The organism is Paenibacillus sp. PastF-3 (assembly GCF_029893135.1).
Classification (GTDB): Bacteria; Bacillota; Bacilli; order Paenibacillales; family Paenibacillaceae; genus Paenibacillus_AQ; species Paenibacillus_AQ nitricinens.
The window spans coordinates 405,752-426,510 of sequence record NZ_JARXWM010000003.1; the positions used below are offsets into that span (position 1 = coordinate 405,752).

General features: G+C 46.2%; 16 protein-coding genes. All 16 read right to left on the bottom strand.

Annotated elements, in window-relative coordinates:
* Nucleotides 1–43: 43 nt before the first annotated feature.
* The 16 genes from ftsZ to M2444_RS09075 all read right to left on the bottom strand — a co-directional run bounded on the left by ftsZ (nucleotide 44) and on the right by M2444_RS09075 (nucleotide 20,640).
* A complete protein-coding gene (ftsZ, locus tag M2444_RS09000; protein ID WP_094873067.1) occupies nucleotides 44–1,165 on the bottom strand; it encodes a cell division protein FtsZ in 1,122 nt (373 codons plus the stop codon).
* A gap of 61 nt (nucleotides 1,166–1,226) precedes the next feature.
* Nucleotides 1,227–2,489, bottom strand: a complete 1,263-nt coding sequence (gene ftsA, locus M2444_RS09005) for a cell division protein FtsA (protein ID WP_094873069.1) — start codon at nucleotides 2,487–2,489, stop codon at nucleotides 1,227–1,229.
* 344 nt (nucleotides 2,490–2,833) lie between these two features.
* Nucleotides 2,834–3,592 carry a cell division protein FtsQ/DivIB gene (locus M2444_RS09010; RefSeq protein ID WP_280786761.1) on the bottom strand — a complete coding sequence of 253 codons (759 nt, stop codon included), beginning with the start codon at nucleotides 3,590–3,592 and terminating at the stop codon, nucleotides 2,834–2,836.
* A gap of 63 nt (nucleotides 3,593–3,655) precedes the next feature.
* Nucleotides 3,656–4,939 (bottom strand): UDP-N-acetylglucosamine 1-carboxyvinyltransferase, encoded by a 1,284-nt coding sequence (murA, locus tag M2444_RS09015; RefSeq protein ID WP_094873072.1) that lies wholly within the window; start codon nucleotides 4,937–4,939, stop codon nucleotides 3,656–3,658.
* A gap of 308 nt (nucleotides 4,940–5,247) precedes the next feature.
* Nucleotides 5,248–6,360 carry an undecaprenyldiphospho-muramoylpentapeptide beta-N-acetylglucosaminyltransferase gene (gene murG, locus M2444_RS09020; protein WP_094873073.1) on the bottom strand — a complete coding sequence of 371 codons (1,113 nt, stop codon included), beginning with the start codon at nucleotides 6,358–6,360 and terminating at the stop codon, nucleotides 5,248–5,250.
* A gap of 5 nt (nucleotides 6,361–6,365) precedes the next feature.
* Entirely contained in the window at nucleotides 6,366–7,463 is a 1,098-nt protein-coding gene (gene spoVE / locus M2444_RS09025) for a stage V sporulation protein E (protein ID WP_042130238.1), read from the bottom strand.
* Between the two features lie 54 nt (nucleotides 7,464–7,517).
* Nucleotides 7,518–8,939: a UDP-N-acetylmuramoyl-L-alanine--D-glutamate ligase gene (gene murD, locus M2444_RS09030; RefSeq protein WP_280786762.1), complete on the bottom strand. Its 1,422-nt coding sequence runs from the start codon at nucleotides 8,937–8,939 to the stop codon at nucleotides 7,518–7,520.
* A gap of 3 nt (nucleotides 8,940–8,942) precedes the next feature.
* Nucleotides 8,943–9,908 carry a phospho-N-acetylmuramoyl-pentapeptide-transferase gene (gene mraY / locus M2444_RS09035; RefSeq protein WP_042190854.1) on the bottom strand — a complete coding sequence of 322 codons (966 nt, stop codon included), beginning with the start codon at nucleotides 9,906–9,908 and terminating at the stop codon, nucleotides 8,943–8,945.
* A gap of 21 nt (nucleotides 9,909–9,929) precedes the next feature.
* Nucleotides 9,930–11,336 (bottom strand): UDP-N-acetylmuramoyl-tripeptide--D-alanyl-D-alanine ligase, encoded by a 1,407-nt coding sequence (locus M2444_RS09040; protein WP_280786763.1) that lies wholly within the window; start codon nucleotides 11,334–11,336, stop codon nucleotides 9,930–9,932.
* Nucleotides 11,333–12,820: a UDP-N-acetylmuramoyl-L-alanyl-D-glutamate--2,6-diaminopimelate ligase gene (locus M2444_RS09045; protein WP_280786764.1), complete on the bottom strand. Its 1,488-nt coding sequence runs from the start codon at nucleotides 12,818–12,820 to the stop codon at nucleotides 11,333–11,335. The genes M2444_RS09040 and M2444_RS09045 overlap by 4 nt, the downstream gene beginning before the upstream one ends.
* Before the next feature lie 55 nt (nucleotides 12,821–12,875).
* A complete protein-coding gene (locus M2444_RS09050) occupies nucleotides 12,876–14,801 on the bottom strand; it encodes a stage V sporulation protein D (protein WP_076284763.1) in 1,926 nt (641 codons plus the stop codon).
* An 80-nt stretch (nucleotides 14,802–14,881) separates the two neighbouring features.
* Nucleotides 14,882–17,113 (bottom strand): penicillin-binding transpeptidase domain-containing protein, encoded by a 2,232-nt coding sequence (locus M2444_RS09055; RefSeq protein WP_280786765.1) that lies wholly within the window; start codon nucleotides 17,111–17,113, stop codon nucleotides 14,882–14,884.
* A 45-nt stretch (nucleotides 17,114–17,158) separates the two neighbouring features.
* Entirely contained in the window at nucleotides 17,159–17,551 is a 393-nt protein-coding gene (locus M2444_RS09060; RefSeq protein WP_094873081.1) for a septum formation initiator family protein, read from the bottom strand.
* A gap of 23 nt (nucleotides 17,552–17,574) precedes the next feature.
* Nucleotides 17,575–18,528 (bottom strand): 16S rRNA (cytosine(1402)-N(4))-methyltransferase RsmH, encoded by a 954-nt coding sequence (gene rsmH / locus M2444_RS09065; RefSeq protein ID WP_042190866.1) that lies wholly within the window; start codon nucleotides 18,526–18,528, stop codon nucleotides 17,575–17,577.
* A 37-nt stretch (nucleotides 18,529–18,565) separates the two neighbouring features.
* Nucleotides 18,566–19,003 (bottom strand): division/cell wall cluster transcriptional repressor MraZ, encoded by a 438-nt coding sequence (gene mraZ, locus M2444_RS09070; protein ID WP_036683674.1) that lies wholly within the window; start codon nucleotides 19,001–19,003, stop codon nucleotides 18,566–18,568.
* A 365-nt stretch (nucleotides 19,004–19,368) separates the two neighbouring features.
* Nucleotides 19,369–20,640: an adenosylhomocysteinase gene (locus tag M2444_RS09075; protein WP_280786820.1), complete on the bottom strand. Its 1,272-nt coding sequence runs from the start codon at nucleotides 20,638–20,640 to the stop codon at nucleotides 19,369–19,371.
* Nucleotides 20,641–20,759: the final 119 nt, after the last annotated feature.

Consider the following 20,759-nt stretch of genomic DNA (forward strand, 5'->3'; position numbering starts at 1 on the left):
GCTAAGCGATACGGTGTTCTCGTATTAACTTGATTCTCTTTAATTAATCGTTGTTGCCCCGAGTACGATTACGCAGGAACGTCGGAATATCGAGCTGGTCAGAAGAACTCTGATTGCCGAAAGGACGTAAATTTGCTGCGCTCTTATCCGGTGCTGCCGCAGGCTCGTTATTCGTCGAGACCGGACGACGTCCTGGAGTTTCAGGCGAAGGTTTATGTTCAAAGCCAGTAGCAATTACTGTTACTTTGATATCATCCTTCAGATCCTCATCTATAATCGCACCAAAGATCATATTCACTTCAGGGTCAGAGGCGGATGTAACGATCTCAGCCGCTTCATTCACTTCGTATAGAGAGAGGTTGGATCCTCCCGTAATGTTCATAATTACGCCACGAGCACCTTCAATAGACGTTTCTAAGAGTGGGCTCATGATGGCTTTGCGTGCGGCTTCTGACGCACGGTTCTCACCATTTGCGATACCAATACCCATGAGCGCTGAACCGCGCTCGGTCATGATGGTCTTCACATCCGCAAAGTCAAGGTTAATTAGACCAGGAACCTTAATTAGATCAGAGATACCTTGAACAGCCTGCCGGAGAACATTATCTGCTTCACGGAAAGCTTCTAACATCGGTGTTTTCTTATCAACGATCTCAAGCAAACGGTCATTTGGAATGACGATTAGCGTGTCGACTTTTTCTTTCAAAGCTTCGATACCAAGCATTGCCTGGTTATAACGTTTTCTTCCTTCAAAGGTGAACGGACGAGTAACTACACCCACAGTCAAGGCTCCGCACTCTCTAGCAATTTCAGCTATAACTGGCGCAGCACCTGTACCGGTACCGCCACCCATTCCTGCAGTAACAAACACCATGTCTGCACCTTTAAGGGTATTCGAAATCAGATCACGGGATTCCTCCGCTGCTTTCTTACCGACTTCAGGGTTGGCGCCTGCACCCAAACCGCGGGTTAGCTTGTCCCCAATCTGCAGCTTGTGCTCCGATTTGGCCATATGCAACGCTTGGGCGTCTGTATTAACCGTAATAAACTCTACACCCTGAACGCCGTTTTCAATCATCCGGTTGACAGCATTACTACCTCCGCCGCCCACGCCGATGACTTTTATTTGCGCCAAGCTCTCCATTTCAAAATCAAATTCTAACATATAGTTCCATCTCCCCCTCAATGTGCTTGGATGGCCGGTCCAAGTATATCTGGACTTACACTTATATAAACTCGCTGAACATGTTCTTTAGACGCTCGACAAACCCGGTCTTCTGAGCCGTTTCCTGATTTGGAGTGGCGTTCTGCTTACTCCGGTTGACCGTCTTTTTGTTGCTGCTTCCACCACTGCTTCTTCCACGGAAGCTACGGACAACATTATGCAGGATACCAACACCTCCGGTAAACCCAGGGTCCCGTACACCGATATAATCCGGTACAGCGATGCGTACAGATGCGGCCAATTCAGTCTGGGCCGCCTTTAATACGCCAGGCATCGAAACAGTTCCACCCGTTAGTATATAACCTCCAGGTAGTTCACTGTAACCAAGCCGTTTCACTTCCTGTTTAATCAGATGGAAGATTTCTTGCACCCGTGGTTCGATAATTGCCGCTAAATCCTCTTGGTTAAATTCCTTCTCTACATTACTGCCAATGCGCAGCACCTTGAAGACAACGTCAGAGGCTGCATCGTCAATCCATGCGCAACCATACTTTAGCTTTACTTTCTCCGCTTGATCAGTAAGTGTACGTAGTCCGTATGCAATGTCATTTGTTACAAATTCTCCGCCGATCGGAATCGTAGAGGTTGCACAAAGGGAACTTTCTTCGTATATGGCTATCGTTGTCGACCCGGCACCGATATCAACCAGAACAGATCCCATCGATTTCTCGTCCTTGGAAAGCGCCAATCCACCAGCACCAAGAGACATCAGCACAAGATCCTTCACTTTCAGCCCTGATTTCTCAACACAGCGCAGTAGATTATGTATTGGCGTCTTAGCACCCGTAACGATGGTTGCGTCCACTTCTAAACGAACACCAATCATTCCGCGCGGGTCCTGAATACCTTCGAGACCATCGACGATAAATTGTTTAGGAACAACATCAATCACTTCTCGCTCCGGAGGCATAGCGATGACTTCCGCAGCTTTAATAACGCGATCGATATCATCCTCACCGATTTCACGATCCTCATTCTGAACGGCCACGACACCGTGGCTGGATTGCAGGCCAATATGATTACCGGAAATGCCTACATAAACCTCTGATATTTGAATACCCACCATTTGCTCTGCATGATCTATAGCACTTTTGATCGATTGCACAGTTTGGTCGATATCTACAATCGCGCCTTTACGTATTCCTTCCGAATCAGCAGATCCAACGCCAATAATATTAAAGGTTCCATTGGTAACTTCCCCAATTATTGCCCGAACTTTGGATGTACCGATGTCCAAACTAACAATGATGTCATTGTTGCTCAAGTCCTATGGCACCTCCTGTTATAATCGAAATAATTTGCATAACCTTATCCCGGTCCCGGGAAACTTCTCTGTACATATTCAACATACCTAACCCTTTCCCTCTTTTTTCTACAAATTTTTTGAACGGAATAATATTCCAACATCCCTAAATGTGATTAGTTACTCATAATTTTTTATAAGAATGATAATTATCACAAGAAATATAAGCCTTTTTGGTTATTACTAACCATATATAGTATTATATTTCAAAAAAATCGAAGAAAAAAGAGGGATATAGCTTCTTGCCCGTAAATCCGATTGTAGCATTTTTTGAACTCTATTAGTAGGGACTATTGACCTCTACTCTACTCTTGCTCATCGCCCTTTTGCTCCTCACTTTCGACCTGAAAAGGAACATACGAGTCGGCTTCAAGCATCGTGATAAGTCCAGGCTCCTTTGTCTCTATTACCTGATTCAAGTATGACACTTTGCTCTTTAATAAAGAGATGGATGTGATCACTTCGAAACGGGATCTAGTATAGAGCTTGATACGATCCGGAAATGACAAGGTTGGCGACGGAACAATCTCAGAGATATCACTTGTCAATTCATTAGTAATGCTTGCTAACGCTTGACATAGCTTAGCCTTATTCGGATCGTCCGGATCCCAGTTAGTTAATATGGGCTTCTCAACGGCTATCCCCGTATCATTTACTGGCACTGCAGCTCCACTCGACAGAATCGCCTTCAAGATGCCACCCTGTTCCAGTTCATAGGCCACCGCAGGGAATTCTTCAATCTTCACTGTGATTACCCCGGGAAAATCCTTCTTTACGGCCACTGCCTTAACCGTCTTAAGCTCCAGCAGAGATTGTTCCACAGACTTCGTAGAAACGGCAAAGAATTGTCCACCTATATGAATTCCACTTTGCGAGAGTAATTCTTCACTAGTAGAATACTTGCTTCCCTGAAAATCTATCACTGTAATGTGACTAATAGACGATCTAAAAAAAATCACAGCAAGAAGTGCAGTGAACAGTAGCAGAAGGATCGCCGTAATCTTACGGCTCATTTTTTTCTTAGGCTTGTCCTCTTTAAGAAGAGGTAATCGGGTTGTTGTCATTCTCATATCTCCGTAATAAGGCCCTGTCTCCTTCCTTGGTAGAACTGAAGGAGACAGGGAGCTTTAATTGGCCAAATCAAGTGGATCCGGTACGGGTACCTTGCGGCTTATACGCGCGCCAAGCTTCTGAAACAGCTTCTCTATTCCGTCATACCCGCGGTCAATATGGTGTGCTTGCTCAACGACTGTAGTCCCTTGTGCAGCGAGCCCAGCAATGACCAGAGCCGCACCTGCACGCAAATCAGTAGCTTCCACAGTAGCACCATACAATCTCTGAACGCCGCGAATAAACGCACGATTCATATCAATAGAAATATCAGCGCCCATCCGCGCCATTTCTTCAACATGCTTGAATCGTCCCTCAAACACCGTCTCCTTGATTACACTGAAGCCATCAGCGAGAGACAACAGCACCATGACCTGAGATTGCAGATCGGTTGGAAAAGAAGGATAAGGAGAAGTCACAATTCTCTCAACAGCACGTGGACGCCCCATACAACTGATATTAATTATATCATTGCACACTGTGATTTGAACACCAGCCCGCTTGAGCACATGAATAAGCGAAGTCAGATGCCCCGCGTTGGCATGTGTCAAAGTCACATTTCCTCGTGTAGCTGCCGCAGCAATCATTACGGTTCCAGCCACAATCCGGTCAGGTATCACCTCGTACGTACAGGGATATAGGTTTTTCACCCCTTGAATTGTGATGGTGTCCGTACCTGCACCGATAATCTGAGCACCCATACTATTTAGAAATTGCTGTAGGTCCTGTATCTCCGGCTCTCTCGCGGCCCCCGATATCGTTGTTGTTCCCTCTGCCTTTGCGGCAGCCATCATAATATTCTCCGTTGCTCCTACACTTGGATAGTCGAGATGAATATCACTCCCTATAAGCTTAGAACCCCGACAGAATATTCTTCCGTTGCTCTCCTCGATCTCCGCCCCTAACGCCTTAAGTCCTTGTAGATGAAGATCTATTTTACGCTCTCCGATCGCACAGCCCCCGGGCTGATAGATCGTTACCTCTCCAAATCTGGATAACAACGGTCCCATTAGAAAAATAGAAGATCTCATCTGCCGCATTAAATCCTCAGGGATATGAGATGTCCCGACGGCAGACGTATCTATCGTCACCGTATCCTCTTGATGCACGCACCTGCAGCCCAGCCGATCTAGGATGTCTAGCATAGTCTCGATGTCCAGCAGCTTCGGCACATTATGCAGTGAGTGAACTCCTTCGGCCAGCAGGCTTGCCGCTAGAATCGGCAGCGCCGCATTTTTTGCTCCATGGATACGAATGGTGCCTGACAGGGGACTTCCACCCTCAATCACCAATTTGTCCAATGTATCACCTCCGAGATTACCGCTCACCCACCACAAACACTTCCGTTACAAGCTCATATGAAATGTACAAGTATAAACGTCTTCGGCGTCCTTTATAAGGACGATAGGCGTTTAAGCGAGAAATATAAGGATGATGTATAACGTGAAACTTATACTTTCTTATATTTCAAGAATATCCTGCACTACATCTCAGGTTTGGAAGTGTCCTGGGTGATTGTCACGATTATAGGATTATCCTATGTTCGTTCCTCCAAGTGTGTGACAGAGAGCTGCCAATAAGGAAAACCCGTATGGAAAACGATGATATCTTAAGACTTCTTACCTGCAAGTCTTCGGAGCTCGCTTGTGATTACTGCCGCAGAATCTCTTTTACCAAGTCGTTTGGAGGCCGCTGACATCTCCTCACGCACGGCTTCAGTTCCGATGATTTTTTGAACCGCCTCAAATAGAGCCGTGCCGTTTAAATCTTTCTCAAGCAGTACCACAGCAGCACCTTCACGTTCCAACTGTCTTGCATTCGCCTCCTGATGGTTATTCGTCACATTAGGAGATGGAATAAGTACAGAGGGAATACCCAGCGCTGTAATCTCAGCGAGAAAAGATGCTCCCGCCCGATTAACGATCAAGGAGGTACAAGCCAACACCTCTGGCATATTATGAACATAAGGAAGGACATGCAACCAGTTTGGTAAGCTACCCAGCTTTTGACGTAATTCCGCCCGTGTCTCTTCGAAATAGGGTTCACCTGTAACATACACATAATGAACACCATTACCCTTACCCACTTTAGGGGCCATTTCAATCATGGCTCTATTAATAGCCTTAGCCCCCTGACTGCCACCAACCACCAAAACCACTGTACTGCCATCCGAAATCCCCAGCGATGCGAATCCACGTTGTGGGCTTGCAGTAGTAACTGTTGTAGCACGTGGATTACCAGTATAGATCACATTTTTGCTGCCCGGAAAAGAGGACTCTGTTCCTTCAAAGCTTACGGCAACTGTACTCGCATACCGACTCAGAAAGCGATTGGTCAGACCTGGTATGGCATTTTGTTCATGGATCAAAGTAGGGATGCCCAACCGGGATGCAGCATAAACGACTGGACCACACACATAACCGCCTGTTCCAATCACAACATCTGGTTTGAATTCTCTTAGCATTTCTTTGGATGCCTTAACACCCTTCAAGAAACGCATCACGGTCTTGACATTGTCTATGGATAGCTTGCGCCGAAAACCAGTGATGTCAATAGATTTGAAAGGGATATTCTCTTGAGGAACAAGCTTGCTCTCTAAGCCGCGCGTTCCACCAATATACAGGAAGGTAGATTTGCTATCTTCCAACTCCATTTGCCTAGCAACAGCGACTGCAGGATAGATATGTCCACCCGTGCCTCCGCCGCTTAATACGATACGCATCTCTTTCACCTCGCAAAACGGGATAAGTTCAATAGAATGCCAAGGGATGTTAGCATCAATGTAAGTGAAGATCCGCCATAGCTAATCAGAGGAAGCGTGATGCCCGTTACAGGCATTAGACCAATAACAACACCAATATTAATAATGACTTGCACAGCCACCATACAGACGATGCCAACGGCCAGATAGCTTCCAAAACGGTCAGGCAGACTCATCGCCACCTTCATCCCGCGCCAGATTAGAATAAGAAATAGGATCAACACAGCCAAACCACCGATAAACCCCAGCTCCTCGGCCAATATAGAAAAAATAAAATCTGTTTGTGGCTCAGGCACATAACTGTACTTCTGCCGACTCATTCCTAATCCAAGGCCACCGAGCCCCCCAGGACCGATCGCATATAGCGACTGGATGATCTGGTAACCTGCACCAAGGGGGTCGGACCATGGATCAAGAAAAGCAGTAATCCGCTGCAACCGGTAAGGCGCTGCTGCAATCAAAGCAACAAACCCTGCCGCACCAGCTACTCCAAGGGAAAGTAAATGCTTCATTCTAGCCCCTGCTGTAAAAACCATCATCAAGGCTGCACCAAACATGACAGTACCTGTACCCAAATCCGGCTGGAGCATGATCAACGCGAAGGCTGACCCAATGAGCGCAAGCGGTGGGAGCAGGCCGCGTGTGAAGGAAGTGATGTCGTATTCCTCTTTTCCTAGCCAATTGGCTAAGAATAGAATCATCCCCATCTTCATGAATTCAGAAGGCTGGATCCCGAAGGAGCTAATTCCTAGCCAGCTGCGCGCTCCCCCGCGTACTACACCAATACCCGGGATAAGCACAATAACAAGTAAGAAAAAGCAGATTAGAAGTGCCGGCTTAGCCAGCTTTTTCAGCACCCTGTAATCGGTATTCGCCGTAACGAACATTGCGACTAGGCCTAGTCCTGCAAACAAAAGCTGTCTTTTTACAAAGTAAAACGAATCTCCATAATTGCGGAAGCCCAGAACGGACCCGGCGCTGTATACCATCACCATGCCGATCACCAGCAAAGATAGAATAGGAATCAGCAACCAAATATCGGGAGCATGACGAGTTTTGTTCATCAGGAGCACACCTCTTGCATCCGTAGTAGGGATGGGGCTTATCCACCCCCCTACTTAAAGGTTATGCACCGCCTCTTTAAAAATACACCCGCGCTCTTCATAGGATGTAAACATATCCCAGCTTGCACAGGCAGGAGACAAAAGAACAACATCTCCTTCTTCCGCCAGAGCGGAAGCTTCCTGCACAGCTTGCTCAAGCACGGCAGCGGCACTCTCCCCATTATCGACGGAGATAATCTGCTTTAATCCTGCCAACTGTGCTACATTTGTTAGCTTGTCCCTAGTCTCCCCTAACGCCACTATCGCTTTGACTCGGCCGCTCAGGACTGGCAGCAGCTCCATATAATCGGAGCCACGATCTAATCCACCAGCGATCAGCACTACGGGACGCTGGAAGGATGTTAGTGCCATAATCGTCGCTTTGGAGTTAGTTGCTTTGGAGTTATTATAATAAGTGACTCCAGCCTTATCAGCTACATACTCCAGCCGGTGCTCCACACCGCGAAATGAAGCAAGCACTTCACCCAATAAAGAGGGGTCTGCTCCAGCAGCGATGGCAATTCCACATGCAGCAAGTGCATTCTCCACATTGAAACGCCCCGGAAGGCTAATGGAATCTACATCAGCAATGATTGTTTCTTGGCCTGCAGAATTGCGATAGATAATGCGACGCATCAGATCGTCATCTTGACCTGTAATATAGGACGGGCTAACAAATACGCCGTAGGTCAGCTCCTCAGACCTAGAGAATGGGAGAATCGAAGCCTTCACATATGGTACCAGTTCCCGGCAAAAAGGATCGTCCCAGTTCAGCACAGCCGTATCCGTAGCTACTTGATTGGCGAACAGCTTTGATTTGGAATCGACATAATCCTTCATGCTGCCATGATAATCCAGGTGGGTCTCCGCAATATTCAACAAACAACCTATTTTGGGGCGGAAAGTCTCCGTACCTTTGAGCTGGAAGCTGCTGAGTTCGACCACCATCCAGTTATCCTCTGTAGCTTCTTGCGCCGCCTCACAGAGAGGCGTGCCAATGTTACCTGCAACAATCGGATTCATACCTGCAGCTTCCAGCATTTGACCTACCCAGGTCGTCGTTGTCGTCTTGCCATTGGATCCCGTGATGCCAATTATCGGCGCTGCACAAAGACGGTATGCAACCTCTACCTCTGTAACTACTTCAATGCCAAGCTCAAGAGCCTTTTGTACAGGAGGCGCAGAATAAGGAATGCCTGGATTCTTAATGACCAGACTTACGCCTTCATGAATCAGTCCATCCGGATGCCCACCGCTTATAACACAAATTCCCAAAGATTCCAATTCGGAAGCTTCGGGACTTTGATCTCTTTCCTTTTTATCGTTCACCGTAACTACAGCGCCTCGATCATGCAGCACTTTAGCAACCTGGACACCGCTTTTTGCGAGTCCAAGCACAACAACTTCTTCACCACGGTACATATCTGGATGTTTCATTTGCTACAACCCCTTGCTAATAAATAGTCCAACAGCAGCTAATATCAAGCTTACCGCCCAGAACGAAATTACCACACGCCATTCCGACCAGCCACCAAGTTCAAAATGATGGTGAATCGGGCTCATTCTAAATACACGTTTGCCACGGGTTTTGAAAGAAACCACCTGTATCACGACTGATAACATTTCCACCACAAACACACCGCCAATAATTAAAAACAGCAGTTCGCTCTTTGTGACAATAGCAATCGCACCTATCGCACCGCCAATACCAAATGAACCGGTATCTCCCATGAATACCTTAGCAGGATGGGCATTAAAGACCAGAAATCCAAGAACAGCCCCGATCATAGCCGCTGCACACACTCCAGCTGCAATTGACGTAGCCTGCATCGCTACAACAGCATAAGCTGCCAAAGCAATAGCACTTACACCAGACAGCAAACCATCTACTCCATCGGTAAAGTTAACAGCATTCGTTACGGCCATCATCATAATAATAATGAATGGATAGTAGAAAAAGCCGCCCCAATCAAAGCTGAAATCAGTACCCGGAACGCTGATGCTTGTGCTATGTCCTGCAGAAATCAGCAGACCGCACATCACAGCACCTACCAACAGCTGCCCGAACAATTTTTGACGCGCCGTAAGGCCCAAAGAACGCTTGAATACGATTTTGATATAATCATCCAAAAATCCGATCAGTCCAAAACCAAGCGTAGCCACTAGTAGTACGTAGAAATCGTTATTCACCACAGAAAATTTCAGATAAGCCAATGTAAAAGCCACGATGATTACGATACCGCCCATCGTCGGCGTTCCCGCTTTCTTTAAATGGGATTGCGGTCCGTCATCTCGCACCTGCTGTCCGAATTTCATCCTGCGCAGTAGCGGAATGAAGAGCGGAGCGGCAATGACCGCAAGGATAAAGGAAACAGCAATAGTCAATAACAATAGTTGATAATCCATGGGTACACCCCCTCCATTTATTTAGGTCTCTTTAATCTCTTTACTCAGGCTCTGAAGAACTTCCTCAAGCCTCATCCCTCTGGATCCTTTGAATAGTACAATATCCTTGGAGCTGCTTTTCCCGATAAGGACGGCTGTTAATTCTGACTTATCCGTAAAAGCCAGCACACGCTCGTTTCCGAATCTTTCCTTTGCAGCTTCTGCAATATGGACTGACAATGGGCCATAGGTATATACAAAATCAGTCACTGCGGGGTCTAGATAGTAGCCAATTTCTTTATGAAACTCTATTTCATCCGGCCCAAGTTCCAGCATGTCCCCCAGTACTGCGATTTTTTTGCCACTGCATTTCATAGTTTGAAGCACATCAATGGCCGCCTTCATAGAAGTCGGACTGGCATTATAAGCATCATTCAAAAGGGTAAGCCCGGAAGAAGTTTGAATCACTTCAATCCGCATACCTGTCAACTTAAGCTTACTTAACCCATTCTCTACATTTTGTTCTGTAACTCCAAAATGGCGAGCAACCGCTAGTGCAGCCAACGCGTTGACAACGTTATGCTGGCCTGGCAGCGGTAATGTAAAAGCATGTTCCTTATGAAGGCTTGACGTAAACGTCATACCACCATTATGGGACATCATCCCTGTCGGATAATCATCATTATCTCCGTTCAGGCCGAAACGGAAGGACACCATCCCCTCCGGAGCCTCAAAAGCGGACTCTTGCATTACCTCAGTCAGCAGCGGTTCATCACCGTTATAAATTAGCAATCCCCCTGGCTTTAGCCCTTCGACGATTTCCAGCTTGGCACGGGCGATTTCTTTGCGGGATCCCAGTTGCAGCAGATGCGACTCACCTATATTAGTAATGACTGCAACATCTGGTGCAGCCAAAGAAGCCAGCAGAGCAATTTCTCCCCGCGAGCTCATACCCATTTCAAGCACTGCAATCTCTGTATCCTCAGCCATGGATAGAATCGTGAGCGGAAGACCAATATGATTATTGAAGTTTCCCTCTGTCTTGTGCACCTTGTACTGCATTTCGAGCATGGCCATAATGATATCTTTTGTCGTAGTTTTGCCATTACTCCCCGTAACAGCGACAACCTTCGGAGCGACCTCATTTAAATACGAAGCGGACAGCTTCTGAAGCGCCTGTAGCGTATCTTCAACAATAATGACTCCGCCACCCTCAGGTGCAGGACCTTTATCACGCTGCCATAAGGTCCCAGCAGCACCGGCAGCAATCGCTGTAGCTGCATAATGATGACCGTCGAATTTGTCTCCTGTTAGAGGAACAAACAGGCAACCTGTAGTTATCTTACGGGAGTCAGTAACGACGCCCGTAACAGTTATATTCACAGTTTCAGCAGCAGGAACTTCACCTGCGCACATCACAGCAATTTGTCCTAGTGTTCTTGTAATCAATAGATTCGACCCCTTATAACTTCTTTAGCGACGATGCGGTCATCGAAATCGTGAACCACTCCGCCAATCAGTTGGTAGGTCTCATGACCTTTCCCCGCAATCAATACTACATCGCCAGAGCTTGCCATTTCAATAGCCTTCCCAATGGCTTCTCGGCGATCAACAATCATATGATACTGGTCAGAGGTGACTCCATCCTCTACTAGCCCTGCTTCTATATCCTTCAGAATGAGCTCAGGGTCCTCCGTCCGAGGGTTGTCAGAGGTTATGAATACCATGTCGCTATATTTTGCGGCAATCTTACCCATCAAAGGTCGTTTCGTGCGGTCTCTATCTCCTCCACATCCAAACACAGTAAGCACTCTACCTGTAGCAAATTCGCAGACTGTTTTTAATACATTTTCCAGCCCGTCTGGTGTATGTGCATAGTCAACGATAACGGCATAGTCTTGCCCCTCATCTACTGACTCCACCCGTCCAGCTACACCATCAATCGCTTCAAGACTAGTCTTGATATCTGACAGTGACACATCTTCCAACAACGCTGCCGTAATCGCCGCAAGTGCATTATAGACATTGAACTTACCAACCATACGAAGTGAAATGTCCGTCTCACCCTTAAACGTATCCACATGAAAAAAAGTTCCTTTTGCAGTGATCGAGATTTGCGAAGCTCGGACATTAGCGTTGTTATCAATGCCATATGTAATCACTTCCGCTGCAGTTTGGGTTGCAAAATAGTGGCTCGCCTCATCATCAGCATTAAGCACCGCATATTTGCGTTCTTCTTTCCAAGGAGAGATCACATTTCCTAGTCTAGAGAAGAATAGACCTTTAACCGCCCGATACTCCTCCATTGTATGATGATAATCCAGATGATCCTGGGTTAAGTTCGTAAATATTGCTGTACGGAAGTCTGCACCCTTCACACGTCCTTGCTGAAGCGCATGGGAGGAGACTTCCATTATGCAACATTCCACACCTTTGGAGGCCATATCATGAAGCGAGCGCTGCAGATCTAGTGATTCTGGAGTGGTCCCTGACATAGGGTAGCTTTTGCCGTCATAGCGCATTTGAATGGTCCCAATCAGACCCGTCTTCATATTCTGGTCTTGCATAATTCGCTCAATAAGATAAGTCGTAGTTGTCTTCCCATTTGTACCCGTAACCCCGATCATTCTCATCCGGCTGCTAGGTGAGCCAAAGAAGGCATTCGACATGACAGACATCGCAAAACGGCAGTCATCCACAACGATCTGTGGAATATCAAGCTCTAGCTTATGCTTACATACGATAGCAGATGCTCCAGAGGCTACGGCTTGCGGCGCAAATTTATGTCCGTCTACGGTGTGACCCGGTAAACAGATAAACAGATCACCCGGACTTACACGGCGGGAATCAATCTGAAGATCAGTAATCTCCACCTCCCCGTCCCCGTATAGACGCGAAGTAGCAAGACAAGCAGATAATTCATTAACTTTCATAGTAATCCCTCACTCTACATTTTCGGATACAAACTGAACCCTTATATCTTTATCATTATTCACTAGAAGCTCCCATATAAATCCTGATGGTTGAGCCCTGTTCTACTCTTGCCCCAGCTTTCGGAGCCTGATTGATGACCGTATTGCCAGAGCCTGAACGCGCCAGATTAAAATTCATATTTAAATCCTCATAGATATCTTGTACGGTTGCACCTGTAAGGTCAGGCACGGTCACAATCGGAGTTTCACCGTATTTATAGGTTTTTGGAAGCTGATCACTGCGCTCAGGAACCTTCATATAGTGCAGCGAGTCTTCCAAAATATTTTGCACGATTGGAGCTGCAACTACACCCCCAAATTGAATCCCTTTCGGGTTATCCACTGCAGTGTAGACAACGATCTGTGGATCATCCGCCGGCGCAAAGCCAATAAAAGAAACAATATGCTCTGTCGGAGAATAACGTCCATTTACAACCTTCTGTGCAGTACCCGTCTTGCCACCTACACGATAGCCGTCGATAAAAGCCGGCCGTCCCGTGCCTTTGGCAACCACGCTCTCAAGTGCTGCCCGCACCTTCTTGGATGTCTCCTCCGAAATCACCTGCCGCACAAGCTCAGGCTTCACCTCTGATACCGTCTCTCCCGTTTCCGGATTAACCCATGACTTTGTTACATGTGGTTTATAGAGATTACCACCATTGATAGCCGCGGACACCGCAGCAATCTGCTGAATAGGTGTAACCGAGACCCCTTGGCCAAAGGCCGTAGTTGAAAGCTCTACCGGACCTACTTGACTAAGCTTGAACAGAATCCCATTAGATTCTCCGTTTAGATCAATTCCCGTTTTGCTGCCGAAACCAAAATCACGAATATATTTGAAAAGTGTTTCTTTGCCCAGCCGTTGCCCAAGAGCAACAAAACCAGGGTTACAGGAGTTCTCAACCACCTGAAGGAAGGTCTGGCTGCCATGGCCGCCTTTTTTCCAACAGCGCAGCTTCGCACCCGCCACTTCGATAAACCCAGGATCATAGAAATGATCGTTTTGCAGGTCTACCTTACCTTCTTGCAATGCTGCAGCAAGTGTGATGATTTTGAACGTCGAACCAGGCTCGTAGGTCATCCAAATGGGCAAATTCCGATTATAGATCTGCGGATCATATTCCTTATATAGACCCGGTTCATAACCCGGTCTACTAGCCATAGCCAGAATTTCACCATTCTTCGGATTCATCGCTATAGCCCAAGCGCCCTGCGCCTGATATTTCACCATAGCTTGATCCAGCTCACGTTCCATAATGGATTGAATCTGTTTATCAATCGTCAATTGCAGATTAAGCCCATCCTGAGGGGCAGAATACTTCTCCGATGATCCAGGCATGAGTCTTCCACCTGCGTCAGACAAATACGAAATATTGCCTGCTATTCCTTTAAGTAAATTATCGTAAATGTTCTCGACGCCGGTAATCCCTTGGTTATCAATACCTGTAAAGCCTAGTATATGCGCGGCAAGATCGCCGTAAGGATAATATCTTTTGCTATCCTCAGCGACAACGATGCCCGGCAACTGCAAATCACGGATGCTCGCGGCAAGTTCCATCGTAATTTTGCGGCCGCCGGGCTGTAGTTTCACCGACATTGATTTTTTAGTCAGCAAGCTCATCAGCTTCTCCTCGGTCATCCCAAGTAGAGGCGCCAATTGCTGCGCTGTCTTTTGCTTCTCCTTCACCTGCACAGGCACCGCATAAACCGTAGGCGTACTGATATTATAGGCCAGCGGTATACCTTCACGATCCAAAATTTCACCACGCTTGGCTGTAAAAGGAATATTCCGGCGCAAGGAATCTTCTACCTTGTCACTTAATTTCTCGCCTTGGGATAATTGCACGTAAGCAAGACGTACGACCAGCGAACCGAATAACACTGCCAGTCCCAGCAGCGTCCATAGCATTCTCCGCCGTGTTACGACCTTCGAAACCTTCATTCCGTTCTCCCCCGCTTTCACCTATAGACATGAGCTCTTATCTTCATGACTATTCGGGACAAACTGGGGTTAGAACAAGCCTATGGCCCACTCTGCGATTCCGTACCCTCATCAGCAGACGAAGTTGCCGGAACATCTTCACTATTATCATTGAATGGTTTCAGCTTTAATGTAAGTAGTGGTTTCCCATTTTTTGTTCCTTCAATCTGCTCGGACACATATCCTTCGCCTTCTACCGCTATCTCCACTTTTAGAAGGGTTAGAACCTCAAGAGCATCGCGCAGCGACTCTCCTTGCAAATTGGGAATAGTAGGCTTGTCCCCTTGCTTGCTTAACAGGTAGATACGCTGGCCAGGAGAAAGCTTCGTTCCAGCCTCTGGATATTGGGTTTCCACAGAAGCTTCTTCACCGACAACAGCAAAATCAAATCCTTGATCCAGAAGCGTCTCTCTTGCTTCCTTCATCGTTTTCCCCTTCAGATCAGGTGTAGTTCGGAGCACAGGTGCATCCGATTTAACTGTTTTTTTACTGTCCTTATCACTAGTTTCAGTTGCTAATTTAGGAACTCCCATGTATTGCAGTGACTGCGATACGATTTCTTTAAATACAGGAGCTGCAGCTTTACCGCCGCCAACCTCAACGTTCGGTTCATCAATAATAACAATAACAGCGATTTTCGGATCATTCACAGGCGCATAACCAATAAAGGAGACCAATACTTTGGACTTCACGTAGTCCTTACCTTCAACCTTAATAGCCGTTCCTGTCTTCCCCGCCACACGGTAACCTTCAATGTGAGCGTTCCGTCCTGTCCCTTTGACTTGGTCGGCAACTACCTGCTCCAAGTATTCACCGGTTTGCTTGGCACTTGCCTCATCAATCACCTGACGCACTACACTAGGCTGAGTAACCTTAGTATTTCCGGTGTTTGGGTCCGTAACCTCTTTTACCACATATGGAGTCATCAGTTTCCCGCCATTGGCGATCGCAGATACAGCAACCAATTGTTGAAGTGGGGTAACTAGCACTTTACCATGCCCATATGCGAGTGTAGCAATTTCGATAGGACGCCCAAGGTTAGGGTTAACGACCCCACTGGCTTCCCCTGGCAAATCGATTCCTGTCTTTCCATTAAAGCCAAAATCATCAATATACTGTAAAAGTCTATCTTGTCCGAGCATTTCATAAAGTTTTACAAAAAGAACGTTACTAGACCGCTTCACACCTTCCAGGAAGCTGATTTGCCCCCAACCGGAACGATTAATATCATGCAATGCCTTACTGTAGCCCTTAATTCTGATAGATCCTGACAGAAATGTTGCTACGGGATCAAAAAGCTTCTCTTCTACAGCTGCTGCAAGTGTAACAATCTTGAAGGTGGAACCAGGTTCATAAGTTGATTTGATAGCATGGTTGTAGAAACCCGCTGCATCAGCACCCGTATCCATATACTTATTAGGATCAAAGGTGGGCATATTCGCCATCCCCAAAATCTCCATCGTATTCGGATCAGCGGCAATGACACTCATACTTTTCGGCTTATATTGCGCATATGCCTTTTCCATGGCCGCTTGTATATATTGCTGGATCGTACTGTCGATGGTAAGCTTGAAATTACTGCCATTTACTACAGGTTTATAGGTATCTTTTGAATCCGGCAGCTTAACCCCTTGACCGTCACTTTGATAAAGCAGCTTGCCATCAGCACCCTTAAGCTGTGCATCCAGGGACTTTTCCAGACCCATAATCGCCTTGCCATCCCGATCTGTGTAGCCTAATATATGTGCAGCAAGCGAACCCTTAGGGTAATATCGTTTCTGCTCTCTAACCAGACCAATCCCGGTCTCTTGAATTTTATGCTCTTTACCCAGGGCTACATAAAACTCTTTCACCTTATCAGCAAGTTCCTGATCAATCTTCCAGCCTTCATTACGAATTTCACGATTCTTGAGGTATTTGCCATCCTCGCCTTTAGCCTCAATCAGCTTCCGCAGCTCATCTTCTGGCTTGCCGAGTAGCTCATGCAATCCCTTGACGACCTCATCACCAATTCCCTTTTCAGCAATGACTGCCGGGTTTACAACTACAGTATAAGCAGGGACATCACTTGCGAGCACACTCCCATTACGGTCAGAAATCGTTCCTCGCTCGGCTTTGATAGTCGAAGTGTGCGCCCAAAGTGTAGCAGCCTTTTCTTGCCATTCTGAACCCTCCATAACTTGAATCCAGAAGACTCTAGCTATCAAAACAAGAAAAAAGAGGGTAATACACCCTCCTATAAACAGCGTGCGAAGTTTTATTCTCTTTACCATAAGCGAACCTCACAATTTTTTTATTGCGATCTTGCCAATCGCTCACTAATTATCGCCTTCTGTCGATATCGGATTCGCCGGAATAAAGATGGTAGCATTTTCATCCGGTGCTACATATCCAAGATCCTTTGCCTTTTGGGCAACCTTCTGCTCCAAATTCTGCTTCTCCATCTCATACGTGGAAATTTGCTTCTTAGCGGTCGCTATATCCTTATCTAATTTCTGAGCCTGCAAGTTCAAATCATAAATGTGAACGTAACGTGAAATCAGGGTGATAGCCACTAAAACGCATACTCCTAGCGTCAGCATATACAAAAGTTTCTCTTGCAGCGGAAGTACTCTTCGTTTGGTAACTACTTTTGTCTTCTCGCGGTAAAGGGGGTTTACTTCTTCTTTTCTTTTGGGCTGAACTGCTAAATTGCCGCGGGTATAGGCCATCTCTGACTCTCCTTTATCGTCAATTACAATTTTTCTGCAATGCGCAGCTTAGCTGAGCGGGCTCGAGTATTAAGCTCAAGCTCTTCCTCAGAAGGCACAAGCGGTTTGCGGTTGATTAACTTAAGCGTGCCTTTCGCGCCGCATACACAAAACGGAAAGTCAGGCGGGCATGTACATCTGCTTAAATAGCTGCTTAGTATTTGCTTGCAAATTCGGTCCTCGAGCGAATGAAAAGTGATAACGGATACTCTACCTTCTGGTGCAAGGCAACGTACTGCGCTATGTAATCCTTCTTCAAAAGCACCCAACTCGTCGTTTACAGCAATCCGTAAACCTTGAAAGCTGCGTTTAGCGGGATGTCCTCCCGTTCTTCGTGCAGCCGCCGGAATACCTTCCTTGATAAGCTCAGCTAATTCTCCTGTGGTCTCCACAGGACTTTCTTCTCTTCTGTCTACAATTTTCTTAGCGATTCTCCGCGAGAACTTCTCTTCTCCATATTGGAAAAGCACACGGGCAATCTCCTGCTCAGACCACGTATTCACAATATCAGCAGCCGTTAATAGCGCTGTCTGATCCATCCGCATGTCCAGCGGAGCATCATGATTGTAACTAAATCCGCGTTCTCCCTCATCAAACTGGGGAGAGGATACGCCAAGATCAAAGAGGACTCCATCCACTTGGGGAATGCCATCTTTTTGTGGTACAAAGGGCACATCCTTAAGTACACTCTCCAGATCACGGAAATTGGTCTTAATGAGTACAACCTTATCTCCGTATTCAGCTAGTCTTTCTTTTGCGTTCTCCAGAGCCCAATCATCTTGATCCAAACAGATTAATCGGCCTTCGCCGCTAAGTTTGGAAGCGATTAGTGCGCTGTGGCCTGCTCCACCGAGAGTGCAATCTACATAGATTCCGTCTTTTTTGATGTGCAGCCCTTCTGTCGCTTCTTCTTTAAGCACCGTGATGTGGTGAAACAAGCTGCATCCCTCCAGGACAGTATTCGATATTGTGTTTTTATAGATCAAAATTGAAATCCACCAATTTTTCGGCAATTTCGTTGAACGATTCCTCGGACTGTTCGAAGTACTGCTCCCATAGCTCTTTGTTCCAGATTTCCACCCGGTTCGAAACGCCCAGAATAACACAGTCTTTGTCCAGTTTGGCATACTGCCTTAAATTGGCCGGCAGATTTACCCTTCCCTGCTTATCCCATACACATTCTGTTGCGCCTGAGAAAAAAAAGCGACTGAATGCACGGGCATCTGATTTCATCAGTGAAAGGCTTTTTAGCTTTTGTTCCATGATTGCCCATTCTTCCATGGGATAAACAAATAGACAGGAGTCTAGACCACGGGTCGTCACAAAGGAGGTTCCAAGCAATTCACGGAGTTTAGCCGGAATAATAATTCGGCCTTTGTCGTCAATGCTGTGTTGATACTCTCCCATGAACATCCTTTTTCCCACCCCTAATCCCCGAATCCCCACTTTACCCCACTTTTCACCACTTAAGCATAATAGATTCGCCATTAAAAATCAAAAACCTTTTTCTGGCGAAAGGAATTTTTTGCTAAATCAAATAGATCATTACCCAATTCACAATTCGCCACATAAAAAAAGCCATGCAATCGGAATCCTGTCCGCTGCATGGCTTTTCAAGCATTAACGCCTTCGTCTTCCTTATAAGGACAACGAAGCGTCTATGCGAGAAATATAAGGATAATGTATAGCGTAAAACTTATACTCTCTTATATTTTACAAAAGTTGCTTCAGTTCAAGGTACTCTTGGTTAATATACTTTATTGTTGTGCATTCCGTAATTAATCGTTCAGATTCCAGCTGTCCAAATAATCCACTTGTGCTGAAGTCAGGCTATCAATGTTAATGCCCAGACTTTGCAGCTTGTAGCGTGCTACCTGCTCATCGAGCTCATAAGGAACATTCTCAACTTTTACGCCTATGCTCTTATAATTATCATTAACATATTTCAACGACAGTGCTTGTAACGCAAAAGTCGTATCCATAATTTCGGCAGGGTGTCCATCCGCAGCACCCAGATTTACAAGTCTGCCTTCTGCAAGCAGATATAGTTTACGTCCGTCGCGAAGCTGGTACTCTTCGATATTTTTCCGAACAGTACGCTGAGATATGGATCTTTCAGACAATTCAGGCTTATTCACTTCAACGTCGAAATGACCTGCATTGCACATGATTGCGCCATCCTTCATCACATCATAATGTTCACCGCGAATGACATAACGGTTACCCGTTACTGTAACGAAGAAATCACCAACCTTAGCAGCTTCCAGCATAGGCATAACTTCGAAACCATCCATATGTGCTTCAACGGCTTTAATAGCATCCACTTCTGTCACAACCACTTTTGCGCCCAACCCTTTGGCACGCATAGCAACACCTTTACCGCACCAGCCGTATCCGACAACAACTACAGTTTTGCCAGCAACGATCAGGTTGGTCGTCCGAATAATTCCATCCCATGCGGATTGGCCTGTGCCATAGCGGTTATCAAACAAATATTTGCAATAAGCATCATTTACTGCGACCATTGGGAACTTCAACACACCTTGCTTTTGAAGAGCTTTTAGACGAATGATGCCGGTTGTTGTTTCTTCAGCACCCCCACGAATATTCTCCATTAGATCAGGACGCTCCGAATGTAGCAAGGTAGCAAAATCCCCACCATCATCAATAATCAAATCCGGTTTGCTTTCCAGCGCCTTGATATTAAGGGCTTTGAACTCTTCAGGAGAAGGGTTGTATTTAGCAAATACGGTAATTCCGTCCTCTACAAGCGCCGCACATACATCATCCTGTGTAGAAAGTGGATTGGATCCAGTAATGGTTACTTCTGCACCGCCTGCTTTGACTACCTTCGCCAGATAAGCGGTTTTAGCTTCCAAATGAAGCGTAATGGAGACTTTCAGTCCTTTGAACGGCTGTTCAGCTTCGAACTGCTCACGGATACGGTTCAATACCGGCATATGTTGACGAACCCAGTCGATTTTCAAATGACCTTCGGATGCGAGTGACATATCCGCCACGATACTATTTTGTTTTGATGAACTCATAATGAAACCTCCTAAAAGTTTTGTGAGCGTTACTTCACTGTTCTACTTCGTACAAAACTTGCTTCGTAAGCATACGCTTTGTTTTGTGAGCATTACTTCTTGAATCTACTTCGTACAAAACT

Excerpts from the sequence above, each read along its gene's own strand:
- ftsZ (WP_094873067.1), bottom strand. The coding sequence starts at position 1,165 with ATGTTAGAATTTGATTTTGAAATGGAGAGCTTGGCGCAAATAAAAGTC.
- M2444_RS09010 (WP_280786761.1), bottom strand. The coding sequence starts at position 3,592 with ATGACAACAACCCGATTACCTCTTCTTAAAGAGGACAAGCCTAAGAAA.
- murG (WP_094873073.1), bottom strand. The coding sequence starts at position 6,360 with ATGCGTATCGTATTAAGCGGCGGAGGCACGGGTGGACATATCTATCCT.
- spoVE (WP_042130238.1), bottom strand. The coding sequence starts at position 7,463 with ATGAACAAAACTCGTCATGCTCCCGATATTTGGTTGCTGATTCCTATT.
- murD (WP_280786762.1), bottom strand. The coding sequence starts at position 8,939 with ATGAAACATCCAGATATGTACCGTGGTGAAGAAGTTGTTGTGCTTGGA.
- mraY (WP_042190854.1), bottom strand. The coding sequence starts at position 9,908 with ATGGATTATCAACTATTGTTATTGACTATTGCTGTTTCCTTTATCCTT.
- M2444_RS09045 (WP_280786764.1), bottom strand. The coding sequence starts at position 12,820 with ATGAAAGTTAATGAATTATCTGCTTGTCTTGCTACTTCGCGTCTATAC.
- M2444_RS09050 (WP_076284763.1), bottom strand. The coding sequence starts at position 14,801 with ATGAAGGTTTCGAAGGTCGTAACACGGCGGAGAATGCTATGGACGCTG.
- M2444_RS09055 (WP_280786765.1), bottom strand. The coding sequence starts at position 17,113 with ATGGTAAAGAGAATAAAACTTCGCACGCTGTTTATAGGAGGGTGTATT.
- M2444_RS09060 (WP_094873081.1), bottom strand. The coding sequence starts at position 17,551 with ATGGCCTATACCCGCGGCAATTTAGCAGTTCAGCCCAAAAGAAAAGAA.
- mraZ (WP_036683674.1), bottom strand. The coding sequence starts at position 19,003 with ATGTTCATGGGAGAGTATCAACACAGCATTGACGACAAAGGCCGAATT.